The sequence below is a fragment of the Pseudomonas mendocina genome (genome assembly GCF_900636545.1).
GTDB lineage: Bacteria > Pseudomonadota > Gammaproteobacteria > Pseudomonadales > Pseudomonadaceae > Aquipseudomonas > Aquipseudomonas mendocina.
Genome location: NZ_LR134290.1, coordinates 4,946,473 through 4,959,693, shown reverse-complemented (window position 1 = coordinate 4,959,693; position 13,221 = coordinate 4,946,473). Strand labels below are relative to the sequence as shown.

Genomic DNA, 13,221 nt, shown 5'->3' with positions numbered 1-13,221 from the left:
TCAGCCCCTGTTGGCCAAGCTGTCGGGAATCGGAAGGTTGCTCGCCAGTTGCGGCTTGCTTCTGCGGCCCTGGCGCCAGGCCTTGAGCTGCAGGATGTAGGTCAGTACATGGGCCACCGCGGTATACAGCGGTGCCGGGATCTGCTGGTTGATCTGGGTGGTGAAGTAGATGGCACGTGCCAGCGGCGGGATTTCCACCACTTCGAGTGAGTGCTTGGCAGCCATCTGGCGCATGTACAGCGCGGTCTCGTCGACGCCCTTGGCCAGCACGAAGGGCGCGGCAGCCTTCTGGGTGTCGTACTTGAGTGCCACTGCATAGTGCGTTGGATTGACGATGACCACGTCGGCGTTCTTGATCACCCTGCTGATCTGCCGCTGCAACATCTGCCGCTGCAACTGCTTGATGCGTGCCTTGACCTCCGGGCGACCCTCCTGATTCTTGTGTTCCTCCTTGCGCTCCTGCTTGGTCATGCGCAGTTTCTTGAGGAAGAAGTAGCGCTGCAGCGGGATGTCGATGAAGGAGAACACGACGAAGATCAGCATCAGGCACAGGGTCAGATTGAAGGTCAGGTCAAAGGCTGCCGAGACGGCCTCGAGCACGCTGCTGCGCTGCAGCGCGATCAGGTCCGGGAGGGCCGCGCGCACCAGCACATAGCCAACGCCGAGCAGTACCAGCACCTTGAGCACCGACTTGAGCAGCTCGCTCCAGTTCTGTGCCGAGAAGATCCGGCCGAGGCCGGTGATGGGGTTGAGCTTGCTGAACTTAGGTGCGAAGTTCTTTGCGGAGAACACCCAGCCGCCTGGCACCAGCGACAGCACCACCACCAGCAGGGAGGTGAGCAGCAGTGGTGCGAGCAGCTTGATGAATACCAGCATGTTGTAGCCCAGCAGGGTGTCGAGGTCGTCGAGGCCGATCTCGCTGTGGCCGAACTGGATGTATGACAGGCGGAAGCTGTCATTGAGCCCTTCGAGGAACAGCCCGGCGCTGAACTTGAGAATGAACAGGGTGGCGATCAGCGAGATGGTGGTCGACAGGTCCTTGGAGCGCGCGACCTGGCCGTCGTCCTTGCTCTTCTTCAGCTTGTGCGCGGAAGCCTCTTCCGTTTTCTCCTGGCCACTGCTCTGCTCAGACATCACCGCCCTCGCGCAGAATCACGCCGATGCCATTGAGCAGCTCTCGGGTCAGGTGCAGGTAGCTGTCAGGCAGGTTGGGCAGGGTCAGGTAGATGCACAGCAGCCCCATCAGGATGCTGATGGGAAAGCCGAGGGAGAACAGATTCATCGCCGGCGAGATGCGGTTGAGCAGGCCGAAGCAGAACTGCACCAGGGTCAGGCAGAACACCACGGGCAGGGTTACCAGCACGGCGGCTGCCAGCACCCAGGAAAAGGCCTGGATGAAGCTCTGCGCGCCCTGAAAATGCAGGCCGCTGCCAACCGGCCAGAACAGGAAGCTCTGATACAGCACGCTGACGGTGACCAGATGGCCGTCGATGGCGAAGAACAGCAGCACCAGTAGGATGAAGTACAGCTGGTAGATGATCGAAGACGACGACACACCATTCACCGGGTCGTTGTAACGCGCCATGCTCATGCCCATCTGCGTCGATACCACCTCACCGACCAGCATGAAGATGGTGAACACCAATTGCAGGGTCAGGCCCAGCAGCACGCCGAAGGCGATCTGCTCCAGGGCGGTCATCAGGCCTTTGAGTGACAGTGGGTCGATCTGCGGCATGTCCGGCAGTGCCGCACCGAGGGCTACCGTCAGCGCCAGGGCGAGTAGGACGCGTACGCGCACCGACACCGCCTTGTGGTTGAACAGCGGCGCCATGCTGAGCAGGGCAACGATGCGGCAGAACGGCCACCAGTAGGCTTGCAGGCTGGTCAGATACTGGCTGGCGTGCAGCACGGGTTCGGACATGCGTCAGCCCACCAGGTGACCGGCCTGCTTGAAGGTTTCGATGAACAGGTCCCCCAGCGTGCGCAGGATCCAGTGGCCGGAGAACACCAGCATGGCCAGGGTGATCAGCAGACGCGGCAGAAAACTGAGCATCTGCTCGTTGATCTGCGTGGCGGCCTGGAAAATGCTTACCAGCAGGCCACCGAGCAGGCTCGGCACCACCAGCACACAGACGATCAGACCGGTGATGTAGACGGCATGGGCCACTAGCTGGGCGGCGTGTTCGGGCGTGAGCATCGCAAGGCCTCGCTAATAGGGCTGGATACTGGTGGTGAGGGTGCCGACCAGCAGCGTCCAACCGTCCACCAGAACGAAGACCAGCAGTTTGAACGGCAGCGAGATCATCATTGGCGACAGCATCATCATGCCCATCGCCATGAGTACGCTGGCCACCACCAGGTCGATTACCAGAAACGGCACGAAGATCATGAAGCCGAGCTGGAAGGCGGTCTTCAGCTCGCTCAACACGAAGGCCGGCAGCAGCAGGGAGAAATCCAGTTGGGCCAGGTCATCGGGCATTTCCTCGCCCGCGAGGGCGACCAGGGTCTCCAGCGAGTTCTTGCTGGTTTGCGCCAGCATGAACTGGCTGATGATGCGCTTGCCCTCGCCCAGCCCCTGCTCGAGGCTGATCTGGTCTGCTTCGAAGGGCACATAAGCCTCGGTGTACATCTCCTGCCACACCGGGCGCATCACCAGCAGGGTGAGGCACAGGGCGATGCCGATCAGCACCGGGTTGGGCGGGCTCTGCTGCAGGCCGATAGCCTGGCGCAGGATGGCCAGGACGATGATGAAGCGGGTGAAGCAGGTCATCATCATCAGCATGGCCGGGAGAAATCCCAGCAGCGTCATGATCAGCAGGATCTGCAGCTTGACGCTCAGGGTCTGGCCGTCTTCGGTGTCGTTGAAGTTGAACAGGGTGATGTCGCCGCCGGCCGCCTGGGCCAGCAGCGGGCAGCACAGCGCCGCCAGCAGCAGGCCGGTTTGCAGCAGCCGGCGCAGCATCACACGCCCAGCCCGCTAAGGCCGCTGCCGGACAGCTCGACGATGCGCAGGCCGTAGTTGCCGTTCATCACCACCACCTCGGCCTTGGCGAACAGTGCGCCGTTGACCTTCACGTCCAGCGGCTCGCCGGCCAGCTTGTCGAGGGCGATCACGCTGCCGGCATCGACATCCATCAACTCCTTGAGGGTGATCTCGGTGGAGGCCACCTCCAGGGTCACGTTGACCGGAATCTTGCCGAAGAAGCTCAGGTCCTGCTGCGGCAATGCGGTCGGCGCCTGCTCGGGCGCGGAGTCGCTGCCGGACTCGTCGAGATTGAGGCCGGCGTCGTTGATCAGGCTGTCGAAATCGTTATCGGAAATGGGGCTGCTCATGGTGTTTTCACGCTCTCAAGCGAAGTCAGGAACAAGGAGCCGTCGTCTTCGAAGATGGCGCCGCGAAACAGCTTCTGCTGGTTGATCTGCACGTCGCAGCGCTCCAGCAGGCGCATCGGCAGGATGTCGCCGGGGCGTAGCGCGAGCACCTGCGACAGGGGCATCTGCAGGCTGGCCACCACGCAGTCCAGGCGTACCGGCAACTGACGAATCTGATTGAGCGAGTTGCCGGCCTGGGCCGCGGGTGCAGGTGGCGTAAGGCGGCTGGTGAGCTCATCGACCAGTTGCGTATCGAGGTAGATGAAGATCGATGCCTGGCTGCCGGTGATATGGCTGGTGAAGTTGAACTCCGCCACGTACTCCCAGACAGCCTCTTCATAGGCGTTGTCATAAGGCTCAAGCCTGCCGAAGGTCTGCCCGGCGAGAATCGAGCGGGCGAACAACTGGCTGACATCCAGGCCCAGACGGGTGCGCATGCGTTGTTCCGAGGTGCTTACCGGTGTCTCTTCATGGTTGGGCAGACAGGTGCCGCCGTAGTAGCACTCCAGCGCTTCGGTCAGCAGAGGGCGGTCCATGGCGAAGCCAACCTTGCCCAGTGGCGAGCGATAGAGACACTCGGCTTCTTTATCTACCTGCTCGTGAACATCGACCCGAAGCAGCTCGAGATTGATTCGATAGTTGCGCAGAAAGTAGTCGCTGATGATTCGCGGATATTTGCTGGAAAGCTCGCGAATATAGTTGGGAATCTTATGATAGTGCCGGCCAAGTTTCTGCGGTTTCAACCGGGTCAGACTGTCGGCGGGCACGCCATGAAGGACTTTTTTAATCCCGGTCATGTTGTGGGCTGTATTCCTGGTTGTAACTGCGCGTGCACCCACGAGTCATCCGAAGGGCGTGCAGAGGACGTTTTGATGTGCCGGCGGGCCGCAGCAGCGTCGCCTGGGCCATGGCGTCTGAATCATCCGGGCACAGCGCTGCAGCCCAGTGATGACGAGGGGGAGTCTAGGCGTGGGGAGGGATAGAAATTAAATCAATAGATATCAAATGCTGTTTTTGATATCGGCTTGCCGGCATTGACAGGAAATAACAGCAAGTAATTCGGTGATTTTTTGTGCGCTTGTTAACGTCCGCCGCGTGATCCGTCGCACGTATATATGTCACGCCGACAAGTGCTGTCTGAAGTTGACCCATAAGAGCGACGGAAAGTTTCGGAAGATTAAGGGGCCATGTGAAAAAAATCTGTCATCTGCTTGGCAGTTTTGAACACGGGGTCGAATGCCGCCGCCTGGCTCATGAAAGACAACGGGTGATTTACCTTGAAGCATTCAACTCAAACGGTAAGTTACGCCTGCGACGAGCTGTTCGATGAACAGCTGGGGCAGCAACATATAGTCGTGATCGGTCAGGCCGATGCGGCCAGCGAGCGCCTGCTTACCGGTGGTTTGCAGCGCCAGGGATTTCCTGTTCGACGTTTCGCCAGTTGCCTGGAGTTGGACCCGGCTGCGCTGGAGGATGCCAGTCTAGTGCTGGTATTCGTCAGTAGTCTGGCCGGCAACACGCTTTATGCACAGGTTGGCGCCATCCTGCGTCAGGCGGGCCGTGTCGGCGTGGTGCCGGTGGTGGAATATGCCGACCAGGAGAAGGCCGCCGCGCTGCTGGAGCTCGGCTGCGTCGATTATCTGCTGGCGCCGTTCAGCGAAGCCCAGCTCAGTGCGCTGCTGCGTCGTCAGGAGTCGGCCAGCTCCGGCGAGGAGGGCTTCGTTTCCTGCTCGCAGGCCGGCCGCCGTCTGCTGGCCATGGCCCAGCGCGTGGCCATGACCCGCGCGCCGATTCTGATCACCGGCGAGACCGGCACCGGCAAGGAGCTGATGGCGCGCTACATCCACCGCTTCTCGGCCAGCGGTGACGCCCCCTTCATTGCCGTGAACTGCGCAGCTATCCCCGAGCAGATGCTCGAATCCATCCTCTTTGGCCATGAGAAGGGCGCCTTCACCGGTGCGGTCAATGCCCAGCCGGGCAAATTCGAACTGGCCAATGGCGGCACGCTGCTGCTCGACGAGATTGGTGAGCTGCCGCTGGGGTTGCAGGCCAAGCTGCTGCGCGTGCTGCAGGAGCAGCGTGTCGAGCGCCTGGGCGGGCGTCGGGAGATTGCCCTGGATGTGCGCATCATCGCCGCCACCAACCGTGATCTGCAGCAGGAAGTGTCCGAGGGACGCTTCCGTGCCGATCTGATGTTCCGTCTCGATGTGCTGCCGCTGCACATCAGCCCGCTGCGTGAGCGCAAGGAAGACGTGCTGGCCCTGGCACGTCGTTTCATTCGTCAGTATGCACCGCAGGACGCGCGCCATGAGCTGCTGACCGAAGATGCCTGCCGCGCGCTGCTGGCGCATGACTGGCCGGGCAACGTGCGCGAGCTGGAGAACTGCCTGCAGCGTGCGCTGATTCTACGCAATGGCCTGTACATCCAGGCTCAGGACCTGGGCCTGAGCGTGCCCGTAAGCAGTGCACCAGACCTGGCGCCACGCCTGCAGCCGCAGGTACTCGAAGGCGGCAAGGCAGCTTTGCGCGCGAGCGGCAAATGGGCCGAGTACCAACACGTGATCGACACCATCCGCCGTTTTGGTGGGCACAAGACCAAGGCCGCCGAAAGCCTTGGCATGACTCCGCGCGCGCTGCGCTATCGCCTTAACGCCATGCGTGAGCAGGGCGTTCAGATTCCCGTCTAGGAGAAGCAAAGGATGAATCCGATTAGCCAGGTGCAGCAGGACCTGCTGGGCCGCATGGAGCAGATGAAGAATGTCGGCGAAACCGCGTCGATCAAACCGGCGCAGGCCTTTGCCGGTCAGGCCGGCGAGGCAGGTTTCGCCACCGCCTTCGACGATGCAGTGCGCGCGGTGGACGCTCAGCAACATCGTTCCGGCGCGCTGATGGCGGCCGTCGACAGCGGACAGAGCGATGACCTGGTGGGAGCGATGATCGAGAGCCAGAAGGCCAGCGTGTCGTTCAGCGCCCTGATGCAGGTGCGTAACAAGCTATCCAGTGCTTTCGACGACATCATGAAGATGCCGCTGTAAGCGGATCGGGGACTGACGCGTGCTGCAGACCATAAGAAGCAAGCTGCCTGAAACCGGGCTGAAACTCGACCCACGCATGACCCTGATCGGTCTCGCGGTGATCGCCGCGTTGCTGGCGGTTGGTGTGGTGTTCTACCTCTGGCGTGATCAGGGCTCGTTCCGCCCGCTGTACGGCGCCGGCGAGGCCTATCCGGCCGCCGAGGTGATGCAGGTGCTCGATGGCGACGCCATCAACTACCGCCTGCACCCGCAGAGTGGTCAGGTGCTGGTGCGTGAGGATCAGCTCGGCCGGGCACGCATGCTGTTGGCGGCCAAGGGCGTGCAGGTCAAGGTGCCGGCCGGTTACGAGCTGTTCGACAAGGACGAGCCGCTGGGCACCAGCCAGTTCGTTCAGGACGTGCGCCTCAAGCGCAGCCTGGAGGGCGAGCTGGCCCGCACCGTGATGGCGCTCAAGGGCGTGGAAGGTGCCCGCGTGCACCTGGCGTTGCAGGAGAGCAGTTCCTTCGTGGTCGGCAAGCGCGAGCCGGGCAAGGCCTCGGTGATGTTGCAGCTGGCGCCGGGCTACAAGCTGACGCCGGAACAGGTCAGCGCCATCGTCAATCTGGTGGCTGGTAGTGTGCCGCAGCTCGAGGCCGGCAACGTGCAGGTGGTCGATCAGTACGGCGCGTTGCTGTCGCGCGGCATCGATACCCTCGGCGGCCCGGTGCAGAACTGGCAGGTGGTCGACGACTACCAGAGCAAGGCCGTGGCCAATGCCGAAGCGGTGCTGGCGCCGGTACTCGGTGGCGGCAATTACCGCATCAGCGTGTCGGCCGACATCGATTTCAGCCAGAAGGAAGAGACCTTCCAGGCCTATGGCGAGAACCCGCGTCTGCGCAATGAAGTGGTGCGTGACGAAAGTGTGCTCGACCAGCTGGCCCTTGGCGTACCCGGTTCGCTGGCCAATCGTCCACCGCAACCGGCCCCGCCGGCCAATCAGGCCGCCAACCAGCAGGCGCAGGCCGGCGCCCAAGGCGAAAACGCCAACCAGGCAGCGACCTCGTTGCGCAAGGAATCCAATCGTCAACTCGATTACGACCAGAGCATTACCCACGTCAAACACGCGCCTTTCAGCCTACGTCAGCAGAGCATCGCCGTGGTGCTCAATGCAGCGGTGGCGCCAGAAGGCGGCTGGACGCCCGAGGCGCGCGAGGAACTTACGGCGATGGTCAAGAGCGCCGTGGGTTTCAACCAGGCGCGCGGCGACCTGCTGACGCTGAGCGTCTTCCCCTTCACCGATGCCGGCATTGGTGGCGCGGGTGAGGATCTGCTGCCCTGGTGGGAAAACTCCAAGGTGCATGACTTGGCCAAGCTCGGCGTGTTCGCCCTGATCAGTCTGCTGTTGTTGCTGATGGTGGTGCGTCCTGCGGTGCGCAGTCTGAGCCAGCGCAACCAGACGGGGTTGCCGGCGATGGCCGAGGGCGATGATCAGCTCGCCCTGCATGCCGAGCGGGCGGCCGAACGCCTGCTGGCCCGCGTCGGTGACGACGCGCCGGGGGCTACCGTGCTCGGCGAACTCAGCCCCTTGTCGGAGATTCGCCTGCCGGCGCCCGGCTCGGGCCTGGAACTACAGATCGAACACCTGCAGATGCTGGCCAAGAACGATCCCGAGCGCGTCTCGGAAGTCATCAAACAGTGGATAGGGCGCAATGAACGAGACCTCAACCCAGCCTGACGGCCGCGGTGGTTCCACCGCCAAGGAAATGCGCCTGCGCGTGCAGAAGCGTTCGCTGAGTTCTTCCGAGCAGGCCGCGATCCTCATGCTGAGCATGGGTGACGAGATTTCCGCCGGCGTGCTCAAGCACTTCTCGCGCGAGGAGATCGTCAGCATCAGCCAGGCCATGGCGCGCCTGTCCAACGTCAAGCAGCCGATGGTCTCCGACGTCATCGGCCGTTTCTTCGAGGACTACAAGGAGCAGAGCAGCATCAAGGGCGCCTCGCGTGGCTATCTCGACGGCATGCTCAGCAAGGCGTTGGGCAGCGAAATCACCCGTTCGCTGCTCGACAGCATCTACGGCGAGGAAATTCGCGCCAAGATGGCCAAGATGGAGTGGCTCGATCCCAAGCAGTTCGCTGCCCTGATCGCCAAGGAGCACGCCCAGATGCAGGCGGTGTTCCTCGCTTTCCTGCCGCCGGGCATGGCCAGCGAGGTGCTCGAGTGCATGCCCAAGGAGCGCCAGGATGAACTGCTGTACCGCATCGCCAACCTCAGCGAAGTGAACAGCGACGTCATCGCCGAGTTGGAGCAACTGATCGAGCGCAGCCTGGCGGTGCTCAGCACCCAGGGTTCGCAGGTGCGTGGCATCAAGCAGGCGGCGGACATCATGAACCGCTTCAAGGGTGATCGCGGGCAGATGTTCGAGCTGCTGCGTGCCCATGACGACCAACTGGTCGAGCGCATCGAAGATGAAATGTACGACTTCTTCATCCTCTCGCGGCAGAACCAGGACGTGCTGCAGGCGCTGCTCGAAGCCGTGCCGCTGGAGGAGTGGGTGGTCGCCCTCAAGGGCGCCGAGCCCGAGCTGGTGCGTGCCATCCAGGGCGCCATGCCCAAACGCCAGGCGCAGCAGATGGAGTCGATCAATCGCCGCCAGGGCCCGGTGCCGTTGAGCCGCGTCGAGCAGGTGCGCAAGGACATCATGGCCGTGGTCCGCGAAATGTCGGCCAACGGCGAGCTGCAGGTGCAGCTGTTCCGCGAACAGACGGTGGAATGAGATGACGGTCAAGGTGATCAAGGGCGACACCCGCCAGTGGCGCGCCTACCGCTTCCCGCCGCGCAACAGCCAGCCGGCAGTGGACTGGAGCGGCGATGCCGCCGGTCTGCAGCGAGCCATGGCCGATGGCTTCCAGCAGGGTATCGAGAAGGGCTACCAGGACGGTCTGCAGCAAGGCGAGGAGGCCGGGCGCCAGGCCGGCTTCGAGCAGGGGCGCGACGAGGGCCTGAAAATCGGGCGCGAGGAAGGCCGTAACGAAGGCCGTCGCGACTTCGAACTGGCTGCGCAACCGTTGCAGCAGATCAGCGAGAAGGTCGAACAATACCTCGGCGAGCTGGAGCACAAGCGCCGCCAGGAGTTGCTGGAACTGGTGAGGAAGGTCTCGCAGCAGGTGATTCGCTGCGAACTCACGCTGCACCCGACTCAGTTGCTGGCGCTGGTCGAGGAGGCCCTGGCGAGCATGCCGGGCGAGCCCGAAGACGTACAGGTGCTGCTCAGCCCCGAGGAATACGCACGGATCAAGGCCGTGGCACCGGAGCGTGCTGCCGGCTGGAAACTGGTGGCCGACGAGCGCCTGGCGCTGGGCGAATGCCGCGTGGTTACGCCGCAGGCCGAAGCCGACGTGGGCTGCCAGCAGCGTCTGGACGCCTGCATCGACACCCTGGCCGAACACCTGCACCTGACCGAAGCCTGAGCGGGAGCGGACGCCGATGCTCGACTACAAACTCGACGAAGCGCTGCGCTCTCTCGACGGTGTGCAACTGGCCAAGGTGGCTGGGCGCCTGGTGCGGGTTTCCGGCATGCTCCTGGAAAGCCTCGGCTGCCAGCGCAGCACCGGCCAGCGTTGCCGGGTCGAGCAGGCTGACGGCAGTTTGCTGGACGCTCAGGTGGTCGGCTTCAACCGCGACATCACCTACCTGATGCCATTCAAGAAGCCGGTCGGCCTTGCGGCAGGATCGCGGGTATTCCCGGCCAAGGACGAGGCGCTGCTACAGATCGACGAATCCTGGCTTGGCCGCGTGGTCAATGGCCTCGGCGAGCCGCTGGATGAACGCGGCAAGCTCTCCGGGCGCGACCCGCTGCCGGTCGAGCTGCCTTCGGTCAATCCGCTCAAGCGGCGCCCGGTGGAGGCCGCGCTGGATGTCGGCGTACGCGCCATCAACGGCTTGCTGACTCTCGGCAAAGGCCAGCGGGTCGGCCTGTTCGCCGGCTCTGGAGTAGGCAAGAGCGTGCTGCTGGGGATGATCACACGGCAGACCAAGGCCGACGTGGTGGTGGTCGGGCTGATCGGTGAGCGCGGCCGCGAGGTGCAGGAATTCATCCTTCACTCGCTCGGCGAGGAAGGCTTGCGCAAGGCCGTGGTAGTGGTGGCGCCGGCCAACGAGTCACCGCTGATGCGCCTGAAGGCCACCGAGCTGTGCCACAGCATTGCCGCCTACTTTCGCGACCAGGGCCAGGACGTGTTGCTGCTGGTCGATTCGCTGACCCGCTACGCCATGGCACAGCGCGAGATCGCCCTGGCCCTCGGCGAGCCGCCAGCGACCAAGGGCTATCCACCGTCGGTGTTCGGCATGCTGCCGGAGCTGGTGGAAAGTGCCGGCAATGGCGAGAGCGGTAGTGGCAGCCTCAGTGCCATCTATACCGTGCTGGCGGAGGGCGATGACCATCAGGACCCTATCGTCGACTGCGCGCGCGCCATTCTCGACGGGCATATCGTTCTGTCGCGGCGTCTGGCGGACGTCGGCCACTACCCGGCCATCGACATTTCCGCCTCGGTCAGCCGCTGCATGAGCCAGGTCGGCGAGCCTGCGCACCTGGCTGCCGGGCGCCAGTTCAAGGAGTTCTACAGCACCTATGAAAAGATCAAGGAGCTGATTCCGTTGGGTGGCTACACCCCGGGTATGGACGCCAAGACCGACCGCGCCGTGCAACTGGCGCCCAGTCTCGAACGCTTCCTGCGCCAGGAGGTTGGTGCCAGCGCCGAACTCGGCGCCAGCATCGCCACCTTGCAGAGCATCATCAAATGAAAGAACAGCTGGAAATGCTCGGACGCCTGGCCAGTCTGCGCGGCAGCAAGGTGCAGCAAATGCTCGGCCGTGTCAGTTATCAACAGAACCTCTGCCAGCGCTACCGCAACAACATCACCGGTCTCAGCCGCCTGTGCGGCTTCACCGTGCCGATGACCACGCCACTGCAGCGCGACAACCAGCAGCGTTACAAGGCGACCCTGTACAAGATGGTCGAGCTGCAGCGGCGCGAGCTGGCGCTGGCCGAGGAGAACCTGGCGCGCATTCAGCGTGAGTTGCTGGCGGCGATGCGCAGCGAGAAGGTCATCACCCAGTTTCTCGAGGGCAAGATGGGCGAATGGCAGGACCTGCTTGCCCGCCAGGAGCAGAAGATTCAGGATGGTCTGGCTGCGCAGGCCTGGTGGCGCGCCCAGGTCAGCTAATTTTTTTCGACGTGTTTAAGTTGTTGCCGTGCCCGGTCGCTCTTAGGCCATAACACCACGCGAGTTGGATTCGAATCATGGAAATCAGCAGGCATCTCAAGCCCAGCCTCAACCTGCCCAGCGACGCACCGGCGCAGGTGCAGAGCGCGCGTCCGCAGCCAGGCGGCAATGCCCGCGCCAGCGCCAGCCAGGAACCGCGTCTGGAGCAGTTGCAGGACGCCCTGCGCAGCTTGCCGGACGTCGACCTGGACAAGGTCGCTCAGCTCAAGGCCGCCCTGGCGCGCGGTGAACTGAGCAGCGATCCGGCCGCCCTGGCCGGCAGCATGCTGACCTACCACAGCGGTAGCGATGCGTGACCACCGCGCGTGAGCAACAGCTGCTGCAGATCGTCGAGCAGGACCTGCATCAGGACTGCGCCGACTATCTGACCCTGCGTGGTCTGATGCAGGAGCTGTATCAGCAGTTGCTCAAGCGCGACAGCAGGCAGATCGACCTGCTCAATGAACAGATCCTGCCGCTGGTCGACCAGGCCAAGGCACGCGCGGAGCGCCGCAGCAAAGTGCTCGCCGCTTTCCAGCTGGGCAGTGGCAACAGCGCCATGCAGAAGCTGCTGGCGCGTTATCCACAGGCCCAGCGCAATCACCTTGTCCACACCTGGGAGCAGCTCGGCCAACTGGCCGGCCAGTGCAAGCGTCTCAACGAGCGCAACGGCAAGCTGTTGGCCATGCACCACGAGATTCTCGAACAGTTGCTCGGCGAGCCGGGCTCGGCGCAGCTGTACGCACCGCAGCCGTATTGAGAGGTTTGGCCTTTTAGGGGCGGCGATCCGTATTGGTCCACGCTGAACGCCGTTGGTGGGCCGAACATCATTGGTGGGCTTCAGCCCACGTGGACCATCGTTGGTAGGTTGAAGCGGATCGCCGCCCAGCCCACACAACGCCCTGCAGCTCATGTCCCGGCCTCAAAGCGCCTGTCGCGCCGTGCTAGACTCGCGCGCTTTCTATTCATGGTGATTCTTGCCGTGCCTCACGCTGCTCTCGCTCATCCGCCGCGCTGGCTGACCAATGCCCAGCTGCATCCGCAGCCGGCTGCCGGTGTGCGCGACTGGTTGTTCAACGAGGACTCGCTGACCCGCCGCCTGACCGCGCTATCCAACGACGGCTTCTCGGTGACGCCGCTGCAGGAAGGCTGGCAGCGCCTGCGCAGCGATGAGTGCGCGCTGCTCGGCGTAGCCGACGGCAGCCAGGGCTGGGTGCGTGAGGTCTACCTGCGTGGTCATGGACAGCCTTGGGTGTTCGCCCGTAGCGTCGCAGCGCGTAGCGCGCTGGAAGGTTCCGGGCTGAATCTGGCCGAGTTGGGCAGTCGCTCGCTGGGCGAACTGCTGTTCAGTGACCGAGCCTTTGACCGCGGCGAGTTGCAGGCCTGCCGTTATCCGGCGGCCTGGTTGCCCCTGGAAGTGCGTGAAGAACGCCTGTGGGCGCGCCGCTCCTGCTTCAGTCGTGGCGCCCTTGGCGTGCTGGTAGCCGAAGTGTTCCTGCCCCGGTTCTGGGTTGCCGCCGCGATCGAAGCCTAGCCTGGGCGGGCAGACGTAACCCATCGACCGCGTCGCCGG

General features: G+C 63.4%; 16 protein-coding genes. 10 read left to right on the top strand and 6 right to left on the bottom strand.

The features are described from left to right. The 6 genes from flhB to EL191_RS23275 are packed head-to-tail and all read right to left on the bottom strand — an operon-like array spanning position 1 to position 4,169. The gene (gene flhB, locus EL191_RS23300; RefSeq protein ID WP_013717792.1) at positions 1-1,134 is read right to left on the bottom strand and encodes a flagellar biosynthesis protein FlhB; all 1,134 of its coding nucleotides are present in this window, start codon (positions 1,132-1,134) and stop codon (positions 1-3) included. Further along, positions 1,127-1,921 carry a flagellar biosynthetic protein FliR gene (fliR, locus tag EL191_RS23295; protein ID WP_041980424.1) on the bottom strand — a complete coding sequence of 265 codons (795 nt, stop codon included), beginning with the start codon at positions 1,919-1,921 and terminating at the stop codon, positions 1,127-1,129. Before fliR ends, flhB begins: the two co-directional genes overlap by 8 nt. Before the next feature lie 3 nt (positions 1,922-1,924). Then, on the bottom strand, positions 1,925-2,197 hold the full coding sequence (locus tag EL191_RS23290; RefSeq protein ID WP_013717790.1) for a flagellar biosynthetic protein FliQ: 273 nt from the start codon (positions 2,195-2,197) through the stop codon (positions 1,925-1,927). A gap of 12 nt (positions 2,198-2,209) precedes the next feature. Next, positions 2,210-2,962 (bottom strand): flagellar type III secretion system pore protein FliP, encoded by a 753-nt coding sequence (gene fliP / locus EL191_RS23285; protein ID WP_017360520.1) that lies wholly within the window; start codon positions 2,960-2,962, stop codon positions 2,210-2,212. Further along, on the bottom strand, positions 2,962-3,333 hold the full coding sequence (gene fliN, locus EL191_RS23280) for a flagellar motor switch protein FliN (protein ID WP_013717788.1): 372 nt from the start codon (positions 3,331-3,333) through the stop codon (positions 2,962-2,964). The genes fliP and fliN overlap by 1 nt, the downstream gene beginning before the upstream one ends. Further along, the gene (locus EL191_RS23275) at positions 3,330-4,169 is read right to left on the bottom strand and encodes a FliM/FliN family flagellar motor switch protein (protein WP_017360519.1); all 840 of its coding nucleotides are present in this window, start codon (positions 4,167-4,169) and stop codon (positions 3,330-3,332) included. Before EL191_RS23275 ends, fliN begins: the two co-directional genes overlap by 4 nt. 480 nt (positions 4,170-4,649) lie before the next feature. Here EL191_RS23275 and EL191_RS23270 point away from each other — a divergent pair, with 480 nt between their 5' ends. The 10 genes from EL191_RS23270 to EL191_RS23225 all read left to right on the top strand — a co-directional run bounded on the left by EL191_RS23270 (position 4,650) and on the right by EL191_RS23225 (position 13,182). Next, positions 4,650-6,059 (top strand): sigma-54 dependent transcriptional regulator, encoded by a 1,410-nt coding sequence (locus tag EL191_RS23270; RefSeq protein WP_041980423.1) that lies wholly within the window; start codon positions 4,650-4,652, stop codon positions 6,057-6,059. Between the two features lie 12 nt (positions 6,060-6,071). After that, on the top strand, positions 6,072-6,407 hold the full coding sequence (locus EL191_RS23265; protein ID WP_041980422.1) for a flagellar hook-basal body complex protein FliE: 336 nt from the start codon (positions 6,072-6,074) through the stop codon (positions 6,405-6,407). Positions 6,408-6,426: 19 nt separating this feature from the next. After that, positions 6,427-8,121: a flagellar basal-body MS-ring/collar protein FliF gene (gene fliF, locus EL191_RS23260; RefSeq protein WP_041980421.1), complete on the top strand. Its 1,695-nt coding sequence runs from the start codon at positions 6,427-6,429 to the stop codon at positions 8,119-8,121. Beyond that, positions 8,096-9,160: a FliG C-terminal domain-containing protein gene (locus tag EL191_RS23255; RefSeq protein ID WP_013717783.1), complete on the top strand. Its 1,065-nt coding sequence runs from the start codon at positions 8,096-8,098 to the stop codon at positions 9,158-9,160. Before fliF ends, EL191_RS23255 begins: the two co-directional genes overlap by 26 nt. A 1-nt stretch (position 9,161) precedes the next feature. Then, positions 9,162-9,854 carry a flagellar assembly protein FliH gene (gene fliH / locus EL191_RS23250; protein WP_041980420.1) on the top strand — a complete coding sequence of 231 codons (693 nt, stop codon included), beginning with the start codon at positions 9,162-9,164 and terminating at the stop codon, positions 9,852-9,854. Between the two features lie 16 nt (positions 9,855-9,870). Then, on the top strand, positions 9,871-11,187 hold the full coding sequence (fliI, locus tag EL191_RS23245; RefSeq protein ID WP_013717781.1) for a flagellar protein export ATPase FliI: 1,317 nt from the start codon (positions 9,871-9,873) through the stop codon (positions 11,185-11,187). Next, a complete protein-coding gene (locus EL191_RS23240) occupies positions 11,184-11,609 on the top strand; it encodes a flagellar FliJ family protein (protein ID WP_013717780.1) in 426 nt (141 codons plus the stop codon). Before fliI ends, EL191_RS23240 begins: the two co-directional genes overlap by 4 nt. A 77-nt stretch (positions 11,610-11,686) precedes the next feature. Continuing rightward, positions 11,687-11,965: a flagellar biosynthesis anti-sigma factor FlgM gene (gene flgM, locus EL191_RS23235; RefSeq protein ID WP_013717779.1), complete on the top strand. Its 279-nt coding sequence runs from the start codon at positions 11,687-11,689 to the stop codon at positions 11,963-11,965. Continuing rightward, positions 11,962-12,408, top strand: a complete 447-nt coding sequence (gene flgN, locus EL191_RS23230) for a flagellar export chaperone FlgN (RefSeq protein ID WP_013717778.1) — start codon at positions 11,962-11,964, stop codon at positions 12,406-12,408. The genes flgM and flgN overlap by 4 nt, the downstream gene beginning before the upstream one ends. 222 nt (positions 12,409-12,630) lie before the next feature. Further along, the gene (locus tag EL191_RS23225) at positions 12,631-13,182 is read left to right on the top strand and encodes a chorismate--pyruvate lyase family protein (protein ID WP_026041862.1); all 552 of its coding nucleotides are present in this window, start codon (positions 12,631-12,633) and stop codon (positions 13,180-13,182) included. Positions 13,183-13,221: the final 39 nt, after the last annotated feature.